The organism is Pseudomonas sp. EggHat1 (assembly GCF_014892995.1).
Classification (GTDB): domain Bacteria; phylum Pseudomonadota; class Gammaproteobacteria; order Pseudomonadales; family Pseudomonadaceae; genus Aquipseudomonas; species Aquipseudomonas chaetocerotis.
Map to the genome: position 1 here is coordinate 48632 of NZ_JACKQK010000007.1, position 17570 is coordinate 66201.

At 63.3% G+C, this 17570-nt stretch carries 16 protein-coding genes; 6 read left to right on the forward strand and 10 right to left on the reverse strand.

Translation table 11 applies throughout. From position 1 onward, the window contains the following. Nucleotides 1-117: 117 nt before the first annotated feature. From INS93_RS12880 to INS93_RS12890, 3 genes are all read right to left on the reverse strand, one after another. Nucleotides 118-1191, reverse strand: a complete 1074-nt coding sequence (locus INS93_RS12880) for an ABC transporter substrate-binding protein (RefSeq protein WP_192982514.1) — start codon at nt 1189-1191, stop codon at nt 118-120. Between the two features lie 34 nt (nt 1192-1225). Then, on the reverse strand, nt 1226-2344 hold the full coding sequence (locus INS93_RS12885) for an ABC transporter ATP-binding protein (RefSeq protein WP_192982516.1): 1119 nt from the start codon (nt 2342-2344) through the stop codon (nt 1226-1228). A 384-nt stretch (nt 2345-2728) separates the two neighbouring features. Next, on the reverse strand, nt 2729-3928 hold the full coding sequence (locus INS93_RS12890; RefSeq protein WP_192982520.1) for a class I SAM-dependent rRNA methyltransferase: 1200 nt from the start codon (nt 3926-3928) through the stop codon (nt 2729-2731). Nucleotides 3929-4066: 138 nt separating this feature from the next. Between INS93_RS12890 and INS93_RS12895 the strand changes: the two genes are divergently transcribed. The 5 genes from INS93_RS12895 to INS93_RS12915 all read left to right on the forward strand — a co-directional run bounded on the left by INS93_RS12895 (nt 4067) and on the right by INS93_RS12915 (nt 8882). Then, the gene (locus tag INS93_RS12895) at nt 4067-4933 is read left to right on the forward strand and encodes an HDOD domain-containing protein (RefSeq protein ID WP_192982523.1); all 867 of its coding nucleotides are present in this window, start codon (nt 4067-4069) and stop codon (nt 4931-4933) included. 111 nt (nt 4934-5044) lie between these two features. After that, the gene (mutM, locus tag INS93_RS12900; RefSeq protein WP_160020078.1) at nt 5045-5857 is read left to right on the forward strand and encodes a bifunctional DNA-formamidopyrimidine glycosylase/DNA-(apurinic or apyrimidinic site) lyase; all 813 of its coding nucleotides are present in this window, start codon (nt 5045-5047) and stop codon (nt 5855-5857) included. Between the two features lie 112 nt (nt 5858-5969). Then, on the forward strand, nt 5970-6548 hold the full coding sequence (locus tag INS93_RS12905) for a lysophospholipid acyltransferase family protein (protein WP_192982525.1): 579 nt from the start codon (nt 5970-5972) through the stop codon (nt 6546-6548). Between the two features lie 76 nt (nt 6549-6624). Further along, nucleotides 6625-6957, forward strand: coding sequence for a multidrug transporter (locus INS93_RS12910; protein ID WP_160020076.1), 333 nt, complete (start codon nt 6625-6627; stop codon nt 6955-6957). Nucleotides 6958-7046: 89 nt separating this feature from the next. Then, on the forward strand, nt 7047-8882 hold the full coding sequence (locus tag INS93_RS12915; RefSeq protein WP_192982528.1) for a Na/Pi cotransporter family protein: 1836 nt from the start codon (nt 7047-7049) through the stop codon (nt 8880-8882). 89 nt (nt 8883-8971) lie between these two features. On the opposite strand, the gene ggt is transcribed toward INS93_RS12915, so the two are convergent. The 6 genes from ggt to INS93_RS12945 form a co-directional block, all read right to left on the reverse strand. Continuing rightward, a complete protein-coding gene (gene ggt, locus INS93_RS12920) occupies nt 8972-10630 on the reverse strand; it encodes a gamma-glutamyltransferase (RefSeq protein WP_192982531.1) in 1659 nt (552 codons plus the stop codon). A gap of 108 nt (nt 10631-10738) precedes the next feature. Further along, on the reverse strand, nt 10739-10990 hold the full coding sequence (locus INS93_RS12925; protein WP_192982534.1) for a YfhL family 4Fe-4S dicluster ferredoxin: 252 nt from the start codon (nt 10988-10990) through the stop codon (nt 10739-10741). A gap of 143 nt (nt 10991-11133) precedes the next feature. Then, nucleotides 11134-11616: a pantetheine-phosphate adenylyltransferase gene (coaD, locus tag INS93_RS12930; RefSeq protein WP_160020073.1), complete on the reverse strand. Its 483-nt coding sequence runs from the start codon at nt 11614-11616 to the stop codon at nt 11134-11136. A gap of 104 nt (nt 11617-11720) precedes the next feature. Further along, nucleotides 11721-13319, reverse strand: coding sequence for a GMC family oxidoreductase (locus INS93_RS12935; RefSeq protein ID WP_192982537.1), 1599 nt, complete (start codon nt 13317-13319; stop codon nt 11721-11723). 106 nt (nt 13320-13425) lie between these two features. Then, the gene (locus INS93_RS12940; RefSeq protein WP_192982539.1) at nt 13426-13971 is read right to left on the reverse strand and encodes a twin-arginine translocation pathway signal protein; all 546 of its coding nucleotides are present in this window, start codon (nt 13969-13971) and stop codon (nt 13426-13428) included. A gap of 42 nt (nt 13972-14013) precedes the next feature. Further along, a complete protein-coding gene (locus INS93_RS12945; protein ID WP_192982542.1) occupies nt 14014-15444 on the reverse strand; it encodes a coniferyl aldehyde dehydrogenase in 1431 nt (476 codons plus the stop codon). A 210-nt stretch (nt 15445-15654) separates the two neighbouring features. Here INS93_RS12945 and INS93_RS12950 point away from each other — a divergent pair, with 210 nt between their 5' ends. Beyond that, on the forward strand, nt 15655-16314 hold the full coding sequence (locus INS93_RS12950; protein WP_192982545.1) for a TetR/AcrR family transcriptional regulator: 660 nt from the start codon (nt 15655-15657) through the stop codon (nt 16312-16314). Between the two features lie 164 nt (nt 16315-16478). On the opposite strand, the gene INS93_RS12955 is transcribed toward INS93_RS12950, so the two are convergent. After that, nucleotides 16479-17462 (reverse strand): hydrolase, encoded by a 984-nt coding sequence (locus INS93_RS12955; RefSeq protein WP_192982547.1) that lies wholly within the window; start codon nt 17460-17462, stop codon nt 16479-16481. Nucleotides 17463-17570 lie beyond the last annotated feature (108 nt).

The following is a 17570-nucleotide window of genomic DNA, read 5'->3' on the forward strand; positions in this document are numbered from 1 at the left end:
ATTACTCCGGGATAAGCCCCTTCTCCGTTGGACCTCGGTACCCGTGGGAGGGGCTTCAGCCGCGACCGTCGCCGCTGAAGCGCCTCCCACAGGTCGTCCGTGGGGAGGGTGTGGTGCTTACTTCAACAGCCACTCGTTGAATTTCTCGCCCAACGACTCGCCATAGTCAGCCCAGAACTCGGAGCCAGCCTGGATGCCTTTGTCCAGATGAGCGGTCGGCAGGTGCGGCGCCGCACTCTGGTCGGCCAGCGGCATGGAGGACTTGCGGGTCGGGCCGTAGGCCACGTCCGGCATGCCAGCCAGGGGCTTGGAGCCGGTGGCGTACTTGATGAACTCCATGGCCAGGTCCTTCTTCTTGCTGCCCTTGACGATGGCCCAGGCGTCGAGGTCGTAGACGTGGCCGTCCCAGACGATTTCGAAGGGTTTCTTCTCCTGCACGATGGCGTCGTAGAAGCGGCCGTTGGCCGATTGCACCAGCACTGCGCCACCGTCGTTGAGCAGCTGTGGCGCCTGCGACCAGGAGTCGAACCAGACGATGTCCTTCTTGATGCTGGCCAGCTTGTCGAAGGCGCGTTGCTGTCCTTCCGGTGTGGCCAGTACTTCGTAGACTTCCTCAGGCGCGACGCCGTCGGCCATCAGCGCCCATTCCATGTTCACCTGTGGGCGTTTGCGCATGGCGCGCTTGCCAGGGATCTTGGCGGTGTCGAAGAAGTCCTCAATGCTGGCAGCCTTGGTGCCGCCGATGGTGTTCTGGTTGTAGGCGAACACCACCGACCAGACGATATTGCCCACCGCGCATTCGCTGGCCAGTGCTTCGGGGATGAAGTCCTGAGCTGCCGAGGTGCCGTCGATGCCGGCCGGCAGCACGCTGTGGTCGAGGGTTTCCAGCAGGCCTTCGGAGCAGGCGCGCTCAAGGTCGATCACTTCGAAGTCGACCACGTCCCACTGAATGTTGCCGGACTCGACCTGGGCCTTGATCTCGGCGACGCCGCCCGAGTAATCCTCGAACAATACCTTGACGCCGGATTCCGCCTGGTAGGGGTCGATGACGTGTTTTTTCTGCGCGGCGCCATAGGCACCGCCCCAGGAAACCACGGTGAGGCTGTCCTGGGCCGTGGCGTTGCCCGCTGTGAGTCCCAATGCCGCCACCAGGGCGAAGGTGGAAAAGCTGGTAGTCAGTGATCTAGCCATTGCTGTGCTCCATTTGCTTCTACTAGTTGTGGGGTCAGAGCGTCTTCGGCACTTCCGATCGGTCCAGGGCCTGGCTGTCTTCCGGCAGCCAGGCGAGGGCGATCTCTTCCTGAGCGCTGAGTTGCGGGGCTGAACTGTCGTTCAGATTCTTCACCACCAGTTCGGCGCCGCTGGCGGTCTCGAAGTGGTAGCGGATGTATTCGCCGACGTAATGGCGCGTGACGAAGCGGGCCTTGACCTGATTGCCGCTGGCGCCGAGTCGATCGGTGAAGTTGAGCTTCTCCGGGCGTACCGACACCGTGGTGGCTTGGCCGACTTCGGTGCAGTTGGCTTTCAGGGTGCTCACCAGGCCACCATCGTCGAGACGTACCCGGACGCGATCAGCCTCGACCGCCTCGATCACTCCATGCAGCTTGTTGCTCTCGCCGATGAAGTCGGCGACGAACATGTTGGCCGGACGTTCGTAGAGCACGTGCGGCGCAGCGCATTGCTGCACCACGCCGTTGTTGAACACGGCGATGCGGTCGCTCATGGTCAGCGCTTCGGTCTGGTCGTGGGTCACGTAGATCACGGTGAAACCGAGCTGCTCGTGCAGGCGCTTGATCTCGAACTGCATCTGCTCACGCAGCTTCTTGTCCAGCGCGCCGAGCGGCTCATCCATCAGTACGATGTCCGGAGCGAAGATCAGCGCGCGGGCCAGGGCCACTCGCTGGCGCTGGCCGCCGGAGAGCTGGGCGGGGTAGCGGCCGCCGAAGGCCTGCAGTTCGACCAGTGCGAGGTACTCCTCGACCTTGGCGCGAATCTCGTCCTTGGGCAGTTTGCGAATCTTCAGCGGGTAGGCCAGGTTCTCGCGGATGGTCATGTGCGGGAACAGCGCGTACTGCTGAAAGACCATGCCGATGTTGCGAGCATAGGGGGCAATGCTGGTGACGTTACGGCCGTTGATCAGGATCTCGCCGCTGGTCACGTCCTCGAAGCCGGCGAGCATCATCAGGCAGGTGGTCTTGCCCGAACCGGAGGGGCCGAGCAGGGTGATGAATTCGCCCTTGGCCACGTTGAGGTTGAAGTCCTTGACCACCAGGGTCTTGTGATCGTAGGTCTTCTTGACGTTGGTGAATCGCAGGAACGCATCGTTCCCAGCCTGCGCAGTCATAGTCCTCCCCGCTGTTGTCCGTGAAAGGCCGCAATATGGAGTCAGCTCGTGGCCAAGGCTCCAACTTCTGAGTCGATTCGCCTCCTGCGTGGAAGGCGTTCGTTATGTTGATAGCCAAAAGCAATAAGCACGCCAGTTAGCCAGTGATTGGCTGATAGCGCTCTGCTATGCAGGTTAAAGCCTAGTCCATGCTGGGCGAGATGCGAGGCGGGTGTGGGGGGAGGTAACAGCGAGATGAGGGATGGGGCTCCTGTCGACACGCACATGGTAGGTGCACGGTCTGGAGAGCGTCCCTGTTTCGGCGCGTGTCGCGTAGGGTGTGCTGTGCGCACCAATGATGCTTGATGACACCGGCATTCTCGGTGCGCATGGCGCACCCTACGTTTAGCTGTTGGGCAGCAGACGCACGGTCAGACTCTTGATATAGCGGGTCTCGTTGATCGCCGGGTGCACCGGGTGATCCGGGCCCTGGGCGCCGCGCTCGAGCAGTTGAATGTTGCGATCCAGATGGCGGGCGCTGGTCAGCAGGATGTTCTGCAGGTTGTCCTCTTCCAGGTGCATGGAGCAGCTGGCGCTGACCAGGATGCCGTCCTTGTTCAGCAGGCGCATGGCGGTTTCATTGAGGCGCCGGTAGGCCGCTTCGCCGTTCTTGATGTCCTTCTTGCGTTTGATGAAGGCGGGCGGGTCGGCGATCACCACGTCGAAGCGTTCTTCGGCGGATTTCAGCTCACGCAGTGCGGCGAACACGTCACCTTCCACACAGGTGACCTTCTCGGCGAAACCGTTGAGCGTGGCGTTGCGCTCCACGCCATCGAGGGCGAAGCCGGAAGCGTCCACGCAGAACACTTCGCTGGCGCCGAAGGCTGCGGCCTGCACACCCCAACCGCCGATGTAGCTGAACAGGTCGAGCACGCGCTTGCCTTTGACGTAGGGCGCCAGGCGTGCGCGGTTCATGCGGTGGTCATAGAACCAGCCGGTCTTCTGCCCTTCGATCACTGGGGCTTCGAATTTCACGCCGTTCTCTTCCAGCGCTACCCACTCCGGCACCTCGCCGTAGGCGGTCGCCACGTAGCGCTCGAGGCCTTCGGCGTCGCGCGCGCTGGAGTCGTTCTTGAACAGGATGCCGCTGGGTTTGCACACCTGGATCAGCGCGGCGAGCACGTCGTCCTTGTGCGCCTCCATGGTGGCAGAGGCCAGTTGCACCACCAGAATGTCGAAGAAGCGGTCGACCACCAGCCCCGGCAGCAGATCGGAGTCGCCATATACCAGGCGGTAGCAGGGCTTGTCGAACAGGCGTTCGCGCAACGACAGGCAGACGTTGAGGCGGTGCACCAGCAGGGATTTGTCCAGCACGTGCTTGACGTCGCGTGACAGCAGACGCGCGCAGATCAGGTTGTTCGGACTCATGGCGACGATGCCCAGCGGCTTGCCGCCGGCGGCTTCGAGAACAGCCTGGTCACCGGCGGCAAAACCATGCAGCGGGGTGGCGGCGACATCGATCTCGTTGCTGTAGACCCACAGGTGGCCGGCGCGCAGGCGTCGGTCGGCGTTGGCTTTCAGGCGCAGACTGGGCAGGGAAGACATGAGTTCGGGCTCCGCGGGTAAAAGAGCGGGATTATAGCGGTTTGCACACGGGGACGGCGGTTACAAAAGTCGACTGCGGGCTGGCCAGTGCTTTGGCTAGACTGTGCGCTACTTCTCACCCTGCACGATCCCTCTTTCATGACCTACGAACTTACCGCCGAACAGATCCAGCAAGTCCTGCAGGGGATCAGCGTACCGCCGCAACCGCAGATCATGGTCGATCTGCAGATGGAGCAGATCATGCCCAGCCCCGATTTGCGCAGCATCGCCAAGCTGATCAGTCAGGACCCAGGGCTGTCCGGCGCGCTGCTGAAAATCGTCAACTCGCCGCATTTCGGCCTGGCCAATCGCATCGCCTCGATTCAGCAGGCGGTCAATCTGATGGGCTGCAACACCGTGATCAACCTGATCAATGCGCAGTCGATCAAAGGCGAGCTGACCGACGAAGCGATCCTGGTACTCAACCGCTTCTGGGACAGTGCCCAGGACGTGGCGATGACCTGCCTGACCCTGGCCAAGCGCCTCGGTTATCACTCGCCCGACGAAGCCTACAGCCTGGGGCTGTTCCACGACTGCGGCATTCCGCTGATGCTCAAGCGCTTCCCCAACTACATGCAGGTGCTGGAGGAAGCCTACGCCAGTGCCAGTGAAGAGCGCCGTGTGGTCGATACCGAGAACCGCCTGCTGACTACCAATCATGCCGTGGTCGGTTATTTCACCGCACGTTCCTGGCGCCTGCCGGAGCATCTCTGCGAGGTCATCGCCAACCACCACAACGCCTTGTCGATCTTCAGCGATGACTCGGGGCGCGACGCTCAGTTGAAGACGCTGCTGGGCATTCTCAAGATGGCCGAGCATATCTGCGAGACGCACCGTGTGCAGGGCGGGCAGGCCATCGACCTGGAGTGGCAGTCCATCGCGCAGCCGATTCTCGAGTATCTGGGGTTGTCGGAGTATGACTTCGAGAACCTGCGCGAAAGCATCCGTGACCTGGCTGTGCTCTGAGCCTTCATGCGCTTGCGCCGCCGTGCAGGTGATCAGGTAAGCGGCGTACCCTACCGCTTGCTGCGCAGCTCCTGCTAAGGTGGCGCACCGCCGTTTTCCTGCCGTATTGCCATGCCTGAATTACCCGAAGTCGAAACTACCCGTCGCGGTATCGCGCCTTACCTGGAAGGTCAGCGCGTCAGCCGCGTGATCGTGCGTGAGCGCCGTCTCCGTTGGCCTATCCCCGAAGACCTGGACGTGCGTCTGTCCGGCCAGCGAATCGAGTGCGTCGAGCGCCGTGCCAAGTACCTGTTGATCAAGGCCGAAGTCGGCAGCCTGATCAGCCATCTGGGCATGTCCGGCAGTCTGCGTCTGGTCGAGTGCGGCCTGCCCGCGGCCAAGCACGAGCACGTGGATATCGAGCTGGAGTCGGGGCTCGCCTTGCGTTACACCGACCCGCGCCGTTTTGGTGCGCTGCTATGGAGCGAAGATCCGCTGCGCCACGAGCTGCTCAGTAAACTCGGCCCAGAGCCGTTGGGCGGATTGTTCGAGGGTGAGCGTCTGTTCCAGATGTCGCGCGGTCGTAGCATGGCGGTGAAACCCTTCATCATGGATAACGCCGTGGTCGTCGGCGTGGGCAACATCTACGCCACCGAAGCGCTGTTCGCTGCCGGTATCGATCCGCGCCGCGAAGCCGGCTCCATCTCGCGGGCGCGTTACCTGCGCCTGGCCGAGGAGATCAAGCGCATCCTGGCTCATGCCATCGAGCGTGGCGGTACCACCTTGCGTGACTTCGTCGGCGGCGACGGCCAGCCGGGCTACTTCCAGCAGGAGCTGTTCGCCTACGGGCGCGGCGGCGAGTTCTGCAAGGTCTGCGGCAGTACGCTACGTGAGGTCAAGTTGGGGCAGCGCGCGAGTGTGTACTGTCCCAAGTGCCAACGCTGAGCTGATGATCCGCCGGATGGGCGAGCCGTAGGGCGGGTGTAACCCGCCAAAGGGCCAATGGCGGGTTGCACCCGCCCTACGTCATAAAAACAAGAAATACCGAGGTTGATCGATGTCCGGTAACTACCTGCCGCGCAATCGGGCCGCTGAGTGGCTGGGGCGCAGTGTGCTGAAACTGATGGGCTGGCGTATCGAGGGACAGTTGCCGAAGCTCGACAAGTTCGTCGCCATCGGCGCTCATCACACGTCCAACTGGGACTTCGTGATCTTCATAGCGCTGAAATTCGTGCTGCGCCTCAACGCCCGCTGGTTCGGCAAGCACAGCATCTTCCGCTGGCCCTTCGGTGGCCTGATGCGCAACTGGGGCGGTATTCCGATTCGTCGGGATCGCCAGTTGAACACCGTCGAACAGGCCATTCAGGCCTTTCGTGAGCATGACGACTTCATTCTGGTGCTGTCGCCCGAGGGCACGCGCAAGAAGGTCGAACGCTGGAAGATGGGCTTCTACCATATCGCGCTGGGCGCGGGCGTACCCATCGTGCTGGGCGCGCTGGATTACCAGAATCGTCGGGTGGTGATCGGTCCGATCTTCCAGCCAACCGGTGACGAGAAAGCCGACCTGACAGCCATGCTGGCGTTCTTTCGTCCTTATGTGCCGAAAAAGCCGGAATATGCCTTTCACGGCGATTGACGTCCGTCACGCTGACAATTATCAATGCGCTGTTATAGTTACTGGCACTTTCCCGAATAATCTGAAGGACTGCATTATGAACCTGTTCCGCACGACCGCAGCCGTCATGTCGCTGCTTATGGGCCTACTGGCGTTGCCGGCGCAGGCGCAGCAGAACGTCAGCGGTGATCCGTTTTACACAGTTGAGGCGCCGGGCGCTTTTTCCATGGCAGCTGATCTGGTGATCGCTCGTCCTCTACTGATTGGCGCTACTGTTATCGGCGCTGGTCTGTTCGTGGTCTCCCTGCCATTTTCCGCGATGGGTGGCGGGATTGGAGCAGCGGGTAAAGCTCTGGTCGTCGAGCCGGGCAAAGCGGCGTTCGTACGCTGCCTGGGTTGCACCGGCGACGGTTACAATCAGCGTCAGTAATTGAAATGCGGTTCTTGCGGCCCCTGGTTTGGTAACGAGCCAGGGGCCGCTTACGTTTGGTACCACTAAAAAGGGATGAGCCGGTGGTGATGAAGTACCTGCGCTGGGTGATGTTGCTGCTGGTGGTAATGGGGCTGATCGCCTCGTTCTGGTTCAGCCAGGGCTGGCTGCAACTCTGCGCCGGGCTCGCGATTTTCCTGTTCGGCATGCAGTGCCTGGAAGAGGGCTTGCGCCAGCTGGCGGGCAGCAAACTGGAGCAGATACTCGGGCGCAGCACGTCTACCCCTTTCAAGAGCCTGCTATTCGGAGTGGGCGGTACACTACTGCTGCAATCCAGCACGCTGGTGTCGCTGTTGACCATCGCCTTCATCAGCACCGGTCTGATCCAGTTGGCCGGCGGCATTGCCATCCTGTTCGGTGCCAATCTTGGCGCCACCAGCGGCATCTGGCTGCTGGCGCTGGCCGGGCAGAACCTCAGCCTAAGTCCGCTGGCCCTGCCGCTGTTGGTATTCGGCGTGCTGGCCGGTTTCTTCGGGCCCAGGAGCAAGGCGGCTGGTTGTATCGTGCTGGGTATCGCCTTCATCTTTCTCGGCATCGATCAGATCAAGGACGGCTTCGCCAGTTTCGGTGACGGCCTGGACATGACCGGCTACCAGGAGGGCGGGCTGCGTGGTGCGTTGCTGTTCACCGCCATCGGTTTGGCCATCACCGTGGTGCTGCAGTCCAGCCACGCTACCTTGATGCTTACGCTGGCGGCTTTGGCCGGCGGCCAGCTGGAGCTTGGTCAGAGCCTGGCGATCGCCATTGGCTCCAACGTCGGCAGCAGCGTGACCACCGCGTTCGTCGGCTCCCTCGGCGGTAATCGCAATGGCCAGCGCCTGGCCCTGGCGCACGTGCTGTTCAACATCACCACCGGTACGCTCGCCTTCTGCCTGCTGGGTCCGCTGACCTGGCTGGTGCATGCGCTGGCCGAACCTCTGGGCCTTGGCGAGAACAGCCTGATCCAACTGGCGATGTTCCATACCCTGTTCAATGCCATGGGTGTCGCGCTGTTCTGGCCGCTGCAGGGGCGTCTGGCGCGGTTGTTGATCCGCTGGCTGCCGGAGCGTGCCGAGCCACAGGTATTGATTACGGAGTTGGCGTCCGAAGAGGTCGCCGAACCCGAGCGCACGCGTGCGCGCTATCTCAATGAGCGCGCGCTGGATTCGGTGGATGCCGCCTCCGGCGCGGTGGTGCAGGAGCTGGGGCACCTTGGCCGCTTGAGCCTGGAGGTGATCTGCCATGCACTCTATCTGCCGGTTGATCAATTGGCGCGTGCGCGGGCGGATGAGCAACTGCTGCAGGCGAAGCCCGCGCAGGGCGGCTTCGAAGCGGAGCACTTGTACCAATTCCATATCAAGGGCGTGTATGGCGATCTGCTGAGCTTCATGGGGCGCATGGAACTGCCCATGGACGAAGCGCATCAGCAGTTCTGGGTCAGTTGCCAGTTGGCGGCGCTGCAGCTGGTGGATGCGGTCAAGGACGCCAAGCACCTGCAGAAGAACCTTGGCCATTATCTGGACGCACCACCTTCGGCGGTGCGTGATGCCTATGTGGAGCTGCGTCGCCATTTGCTCACCACCCTGCATGAGGTGCGTGAGTTGGCCCGTGCCGATCTGCCGGACGAGGTGTGGCAATCGCGCCTGCGCTGGCTCGACGAGCAGGCGGCGAGCTTCGATGCGAGGTTTCGTCAGCGCCTGTTCGCCGAGGTACGCGACGGCCACCTGGATGGCCTGCAGACCAGCTCGCTGATGAACGACCTGGGCTACGTCAGCCGCATCTTCCAGAGCCTGCGCAACGTGCTGATGCTAGGCAGCGAGCAGGCACTGTTCCGCGAATTGCGCAAGTTCGGTGAGGAGCAGGAGAGCCTGATCCAGCTCTCCTGAGCCCTGGTAGCCCGGATGAAGTCCGGGGCTCTTGGACCACGACACCCCCGGATTTCATCCGGGCTACGATCACACTCGAGCGGTGCGCTTTACGGCGTCGCCGTACCAATCCCGCGCGGGTCGCTTGCGGCCTGCACTTCACCGCTGACCTTGTCCCAGAACAGCACCTGCTGGTTGCCGTACTGCCGATCCAGACGCTTGAGTTCATGGCCGCGTCGTTGCAGCTCGGCGATCTGCTCATCGCTGAAGGTATCCGGCTCATGCTCGATCACGTCCGGCAGAAACTGGTGGTGGTAGCGCGCCACCGCCGGCCAACGCTCGATGGGCTTATCGTCCAGGTATTCGAGCATCGACAGCAGCACCATGCTCGGAATACGGCTGCCACCCGGCGTGCCGAAGGCGGTGAATTCGTCGCTGCTTTCGACAAAGCTCGGGCTCATCGATGACAGCGGCCGCTTGCCTCCGGCAATCGCGTTGGCCTGGCTGCCGGTCAGGCCGTAGGCGTTGGCGCCCTGTACGTCGGCGGCGAAGTCGTCCATCTCGTCGTTGAGCAGCACGCCGGTGCCGGGCACGGTGAAAGCCGCGCCGAACGGCAGGTTGATCGACAGCGTCGCCGCCACGGCATTGCCCTCGGCATCGAGCACGGCGAAGTGGGTGGTGTGGTCGCCTTCGTGCCAGGTGCCGGCAGGCGGCAGGCTGGCGCTGGGCGTGGCCCGTTCGGGGTCGATACTGCCGGCGAGCACGGCCAGATGCCCGGGTGACAACAGTTGCTCTACAGGATTCTTGATGAAGTCGGGATCGCCCAGCAGGCCACGGTCACGGTAGGCACGACGCAGGGCCTCGACCACGTAATGCGTGCGCTGTACGGGCTCGGCATCGCGCCAGGGCAGCTGTTCGAGTATGGCCAGGCTCTGCGCCAGCGCTATACCGCCAGCCGAGGGTGGTGGCGCGCTGATCAGCTTGCGGCCGTCTTCCATGGGGAAGCGCAGCGGCGTGCGACGGGCGATGCGGTACTCGCGCAGGTCATCGAGCGTCCAGATGCCACCGGCATGGCGCACGCCGCTGACCAGACGCTCGGCCACCGGGCCGGTATAGAAGCCCGCGCGGCCATGTTCGGCCAACGCCTGCAGGGTGGTGGCGAGGTCGGGCTGGCGCAGCATATGGCCTTCGGCGGGTATTTCACCCTGATCGAGAAAGAGCTTGGCGGTTTCGGCATCGTCACGCAGCGCTGCCAGGCGCCAGGTTGCGCGCTCGCGGTAGACGCGATCGACCGCGAAGCCTTCGTTGGCCAGGCGAATCGCCGGTGCCAGGCTGGTTTTCAGCGGCAAGCGGCCGTGCTTCTCCGCCAGCTCGACCAATGCTGCCGGCAGCCCTGGAATGGCGGCAGCAAGTGCGCCGTTGAGCGACAGCTCGCGCTGTACTTTGCCATCGCGGACATAAAGGTTCGGCTTGGCTTCCAGCGGTGCGCGTTCGCGGGCATCGAGGAAGTCGTAGCCCGGCGTTTCGCCAGCGCTGCGCAGCAGGAAGAAGCCGCCGCCGCCAAGGCCCGAGCCGTAGGGTTCGACCACGGCCAGGGCCGCGCTGGCAGCGACGGCGGCATCGAAGGCATTGCCGCCGGCGTCGAGCATCTGCTGCGCAGCGGCAGTGGCTGCGGGGTGAGCGGTGGCAATGGCGGATTGCTGCGGAGCGGCCTGGGCCAGAAGGCTGGCGCCGAGCAGCAGGGTCGATAGCAGGAGTGTGCGCAACATGCGAGCTACCCGAGGCGGCTGAAAGAGGCTGGAAGCTTAACAGCCTTGCTCTGGCGAAGGGCAGAACGGGCACGGAGGAAACGGGAGGCCGGCAGCCTCCCGGAAAGGTCAGACCTTGCCAGTGATGATGCGGTATTTGTGCATCAGTTCATCCTTGCTCTCGACGTTGTTCTCGTCGAGCGGGATGCAGTCCACCGGGCACACCTGCTGGCATTGCGGCTCATCGTAGTGGCCAACGCATTCGGTGCACAGGTTGGGGTCGATCACGTAGATCTCCTCACCCTGGGAAATGGCGCCGTTGGGGCACTCGGGTTCGCAGACGTCGCAGTTGATGCAATCGTCGGTGATGATCAGGGACATGGGGCAACTCCTGTCGACGCGCAGGCTTCGACACTTTACGGGCAACGATGCTGCGAATTGTGCCGGATTACCGGCAGGGGCGCCATGAGGCGTGAGATCGCTGCTGCCATCAGGTGCGCATGGCGCACCCTACGGCGTTGGCTTCAGTTCTTGCGAAAACGCTCGTTCAGCGCGTCGGCCACGGCGGGGTGGACGAACTTGGTGATATCGCCGCCCAGGGCTGCGATCTCGCGCACCAGAGTAGAGGAGATGAAGGAATATTTTTCCGACGGGGTGAGGAACAGGCTTTCCACGTCCGGCGCCAACTGACGGTTCATGTTGGCAAGCTGGAATTCATATTCGAAGTCGGACACCGCGCGCAGGCCGCGCAGGAAGACATTGGCGTTCTGCTCCTTGACGAAGTGCGCGAGCAGCGACGAAAAACCCACCACTTCGACGTTGGGCAGGTGCTTGGTCACCTCGCGGGCCAGTTCGACGCGTTGCTCCAGGGAAAACAGAGGGTTCTTCTTGGGGCTGGCGGCGACGGCGATGATGACGTGATCGAACAGGCGCGCGGCGCGTTCGACCAGATCACCGTGGCCCTTGGTGATGGGGTCGAAGGTGCCGGGGTATAACACTCGATTCATCGGGACGTCCTGGCGGGTCGAAAAGGAGTCGGATGGTAGCGCAGCGCATGCCAGCGGCCAAGCCACGGCCTGCGTTGCGTTCTCCCGTGCCAGGACAGTGGCGTCTAGCTCGGGCTTTTCAGTCGCTCGGCCAGCAGCGTCGCAAGCTTGGCGGTCAGGCCGTAGATCGACAGCTGCGGGTTGGCGCCGATGCTGGTGGGAAACAGCGAGCCGTCATGGATCGACAGGTTGGCCAGGTGATGGTGCCGGCCGAGGCTGTCGACCACGGCCTGCTGTGGATCCTCGCCCATGGCGCAGCCGCCCATCACATGAGCACTGCCCAGGCGGGTGCGGTACAGCGCCAGGTCGAGGTTCTCGATCATGTCCTTGGCTTCGCGCCAGGTGCTGACGTAACGCGCATCGGTGTGAGTCGGCATCACGGCCCTGGCGCTGGCGGCGAACTGGATTTCCGCCATGCTCAGGTAGGCCCGGCGCACGCCATCCCAGGTGTAGTCGGTCATCTGGTAGTCGAGTACCGGGCTGCCATCGCTACGCAGCTCCACGCGGCCTTCGGCGCTGTCCTCGTGGAAACCGTCGCGCAGCAGGGCGAGCATCACGTTGGTGTGGGGCAACTGTTCCATGCGCAGGGCGTTCTCACGGCCGAAATCACCGAGCAGGGTGGCAGTCAGCGCCGGTTGCAGCGGCGGCACTTCCAGTTTGTAGGACAGCCGCCCGCTGGTGCCGTCGTCCCACTGGAAATGGTCGGAGTAGACCGATTGCGGGGCACCATAGAAGGGGTTGATCACCTGCTCGAACTGCGCCGCAGAGAAATTCACCAGGTGCAGATAGGTGCGGCGGCCGACGCGCTGGTGCGGGTCGGGGGCTTCGGAGCGCAGCAGGATGCCGGGCGTATTGATGCCGCCGCCGGCCAGCACGTAGTGCCGCGCCTTGACGCGGATGCGCCGACCATTGGGCGCCACGCAGCGTTCGTCCATGCCCAGGCAGTCGATGCCGACCACCTGGTCGTCTTTGATCAGCAGCTTGTCGGCGCGCGCCAGATAGAGCAGTTCGCCGCCGGCGTCGAGGGTGGCGGGGATGGTAGTGACCAGCATCGACTGCTTGGCGTTGGTCGGGCAGCCCATGCCGCAATAGCCTAGGTTCCAGCAGCCGCGTACGTTGCGCGGGATCGGCGACCAGTGATAGCCGAGCTTGTCGCAACCGCTGCGCAGCACCTCGTTGTTGGCATTGGGCGGCACCGCCCAGGGCGCAACGCCCAGGCGCTGTTCCATTCTCTCGAACCAGGGCGCCATGGCTGCTTCATCATGCCCTGCCACACCGTGCACCTCGGCCCAATGCGCCAGGGTCTGTGGCGGGGTGCGAAAGCTGCTGGTCCAGTTGATCAGCGTGGTACCGCCGACCGCACGGCCCTGCAGGATGGTGATGGCGCCGTCCTTGCTCATGCGCCCGATGCCTTCCTGATAGAGCGACGGGTAGGCGTCGGCTTCCTGCATCTTGAAGTCGTCGCTGGTCTTCAGCGGGCCTTCCTCGATCAGCAGCACCTTGTAGCCGGCGGCGCTGAGGATTTCCGCCGTGGTGCCGCCGCCAGCGCCGCTGCCGACGATGGCGACGTCGGCCTCCAGGGTCAGGTCGTTTTGCAGACGCGAACCGTCGTATGTCTTCCAGCCCTTGGCCAGGCCTTGCTTGAACAAATCGGGTACGGGCATTTCGAGTTCTCTTATTATTCAGACCGTAGGGTGCGCCGTGCGCACCATGAAGCGAGGTGGAGGCCCTGGTGCGCGCGGCGCACCCTACGGGATCCGCGACACGTCTTCAGACTGTGGGCGGCCCCGGGTAGCCGCAATGCGCCCAGGCCTCCTGGCGGCTATACCAGGCCATCATCACCAGTTGCAGCAGCGAGGCGTGGCCCATGCGTAGCAGGCTCAGGCTGCTGTTCTGCCAACGGCCAAGAAAGTTGCGCACGTCATCGGCGCTGGCGTTTTCCCAGCTGCCCCACACGCCGGTCAGTGGGCCGCGGGTGATGGGCAGGGCGAGCACGTCGAACAGTTGCACAGTGAGTTTGAGCATTTCCGGCGACAGGTGCGCGAGGCTGTTGTCGAGGCTCTGCAGCGTGCCGTCGATGGCCAGCGGCATATGCTCGGCATTGACGGCGCCATCGAGCATCACCGGGATCAGTGCGCGCAGAAAGGGCATGTCGCTGCTGCGCAGGATCAAGTAACCATTGGCCGGCGTGCTGGCCGAGCATCCGCTGAGCGTTGCGGTCAGCCCGGCGGTGCCGAGCAGCGCCGTGCCCAGCAAGCCGACCTTGAGCAGGCTGCGCCGCGACAGTTGCGGCGCGTTCAGGGTGGTGTCGTTCATTGTTGTTATCACCAGGCGTAGAACGGGCCGGGCCCGCGTGGATCAGCGCACGAACAGCTTGTAGACCAGCTTCTGGATCGACTTGCCATAGGGCGGGTAGATCAGCCGCGCGGCATTGAAGCGCTGCTTGATGAACACGCCCTTGGCCTTGCTGAAGGTCAGGAAGCCTTCGTGGCCGTGGTAATGGCCCATGCCGGACGGGCCGACGCCACCGAACGGCATGTCATCCTGGGCCACGTGCAGCAGGGTGTCGTTGAGGCACACGCCACCGGAGTGGGTCTCGTGAAGCACGCGCTGCTGCTCGTGCTTGTCGTAGCCGAAGTAGTAAAGCGCCAGTGGGCGTGGCCGTGCGTTGACGTAGGCAAAGGCATCTTCTAGGCGGTCATAGGGCACCACCGGCAGCAGTGGGCCGAAGATTTCATCCTGCATCAGCTTCATATCGTCGTTGACGTCGAGCACCAGGCTCTGCGGCAGGCGTCGCCCCTGCGCTTCGGGGTACAGCGAGACGATGCGTGCCCCCTTGGCCTCGGCGTCCTGCAGGTAGCCGTTGAGGCGTACCAACTGGCGCTCGTTGATGATCGCCGTATAGTCGGGGTTGTTCTTGAGCACTGGGTAAAAGCGCTGCACCACGTCGCGATAGGCGGCGACGAAACCGTCGATACGGTCACGCGGTACCAGCACATAGTCCGGCGCCACGCAGGTCTGCCCGGCGTTGAGGGTCTTGCCGAAGGCGATGCGTTCGGCAGCGTCCGCCAGTGGCACATCGGCAGACACGATGGCCGGCGACTTGCCGCCCAACTCCAGGGTCACCGGGGTGAGGTTCTCTGCGGCGGCGCGCATCACGTGCTTGCCGATGCTGGTGGCGCCGGTGAACAGCAGGTGGTCGAACGGCAGTTTGGAGAAGGCCATGCCGACTTCCGCCTCGCCCAGGACGACACTGACCAGATCCTCGGGAAAGACGCGTGCCAGCAGGTCCTTGACCAACTGTGAGGTGGCCGGGGTGGACTCGCTCATCTTGATCATCACCCGGTTGCCGGCTGCAAGCGCGCCGGTCAGCGGGCCGATGGCGAGAAACAGCGGGTAGTTCCACGGCACGATGATGCCGACCACGCCCAGCGGCTGGTAGATGACCTTGGCCGAAGCCGGCATGAACTGCATGCCGACGCTGCGGCGTGACGGTTTCATCCACTTCTTGATGCGTTTGCTCGCGTAATGGATGCCATGCAGGCTGGGCATCAGTTCGGCGAGCAGGGTCTCGTCAGCCGAACGGTTGCTGAAGTCTTCGGAGATTGCTGCCGCCAGTGCGTCCTGTTGCTGAGTGAGCAGTTCGCTGAGGGATTTCAGCCATTGGATGCGTTGGTCGGCCGAAGGCATCGGGTTGGCGGCAAAGGCAGAGCGCTGCAGGGCGAAGGTGCCGTCCAGCTGGTTGATCTGCTGCTGGCTGTGCTGCAGGTAGGCGATGTCGGCGACCATGGGTTTCTCCTCGACGTTCCAGCGGGCTGCTTGGGGCTGAGCTGGATTTTTAGAGCAATTACTCTAATGTGTCAAACAGGATGCCGCGATGCCTCCCTCGCCGCACCCTAACCAAAGGCCTGCCAAGGCTTGCGGGGTGCATCAGGGGGTAACACTTCGGCTGTTTCGCCTGTACCTTTGCTACTTTTGAAGTCGAGATCGAGCTGCCTCATGGCGCCACCCAAGACCCGCGACCGCATCGTTGCCGAGAGCCTGGCCCTGTTCAACAGCCAGGGCGAGCGCACTGTCACCACCAACCATATCGCCGCGCACCTGGGGATTTCGCCGGGCAACCTGTACTACCACTTTCGCAACAAGCAGATGATCATCGCCGAGCTGTTCGCCCAGTACGAAGTGCAGGTCGACAGCTTCCTGCGCCTGCCTGAGGGGCGCGCGCTGACGGTGGCGGACAAGACCTTCTATCTGGAGGCGCTGCTGGCTGCGATGTGGCACTACCGCTTCCTGCACCGTGATCTGGAGCATCTGCTGGAATCCGACGCCGAGTTGGCCGAGCGCTACCGTGCTTTCGCCCGGCGCTGTCTGATAGGTGCGCAGTCGGTCTATCAGGGATTCGTCGAGGCCGGCATTCTGTTGATGACGCCGGCGCAGATCGAGGCGCTGACGCTCAACGCCTGGATCATCATGACCTCCTGGGTGCGCTTTCTCTGCACCGCCGGGGCCAACCCGGACAATCTCAGCCAGGACATGCTGCGCCGTGGCATCTACCAGGTGCTGGCGCTGGAAAGTGGCTACGTTGCCCCTTCAGCCCGTGATGCGGTCGAGGCGCTGTATGGCCGCCTGCATGTGCCGTTGGAGCAGGTGCTGGGGTGATTACCTCGCACACACGGTCTTTGTGGGAGGGGCTTTAGCCGCGAGCTTTTCGCCGCTAAAGCGCCTCCCGCAATCGGTAGCGAATGCCGTGCTCGGTTGCAGTCCGGCGCGTTCTTCCGGATTTCATCCGGGCTACGGTTTCTGCGATCCGCGTAGGAGCGGCTTCAGCCGCGATTATCCAACCACTGTGGAATGCGTCGTTCCAGGTAATAACCAGGCCGGCGCGGGCTGCCCTCGACGAAACCGACATGGCCGCCTTTGGCGTGCAACTCTAACTCGGTTCCCAGGGCAAGCTCGCTGGCCTCGGGCAGGCTGTGGCGGAAGATGAAGGGGTCGTCCTCGGCCTGGATGATCAGCGTGCGCGTGCGAATCTCACCCAGATAGAAACGGCTGGACGCGCGCCGGTAGTAGTCTTGGGCATCGGCAAAACCGTGCAGCGGCGCGGTGATACGTCCGTCGAAGTCCCAGAAGGTGCGCATGCCATCCAGCGGGCCCAGGCGCTGCAGCACCGACAGGCGTTCTCCCTGGCCGCTCTCGGCGAACAGGCGCTGCTTGTTGTTCACGTAGGCGACCATCTCACGCATGAAATGCGCCTGATACACTCGTGAGAAGCCCAGACCTATGCGGTCGGCGCACTGGTCCAGACGAAACGGTACCGACACGGCCACGGCGCCTTGCAGTTGGCTCTGCGTGCCACTTTCACCCAGGTACTTGAGCAGCACGTTGCCACCCAGCGAATAACCGACGGCGTACAGCGGCGCCATCGGCCGTTGCGCGCGCAGGTGAGCCACGGCCGACGCCAGATCCTCGCTGGCGCCGGAGTGGTAGCCGCGCGGTAGCAGGTTGGGCTCACCGGAGCAGCCACGCCAGTTCAGCGCCACGCTGGCCCAGCCGCGCGCGGCCAGAACCTGCTGCAGGCCGAGCACGTAGAGCGAGTTGGAGCTGCCGGTCAGGCCATGCAGCACTAGCACCAACGGCGCATGGGCGTCATGCGGGCCGTGCCAGTCGAGATCGAGGAAATCGCCATCGTCCAGCCACAACCGCTCGCGCTGGCGTTCGAGCAGCGGCGGCTTGCGACAGAAGGGGTTCCACAGCGTCTGCAGATGCGGGCCGGGGAGCCACCAGGCGGGTCGAAAGTCAGTGTTCATCGGGTGGTCGGTCGTTGCTTGGAGCTTATTCTGGGGTAGGGCGTACTTGGCTTTGGCTTCCTGCGTCCTCTACCTCCTGCATCCATGCAGGCGTCGCGAAGTAGTACG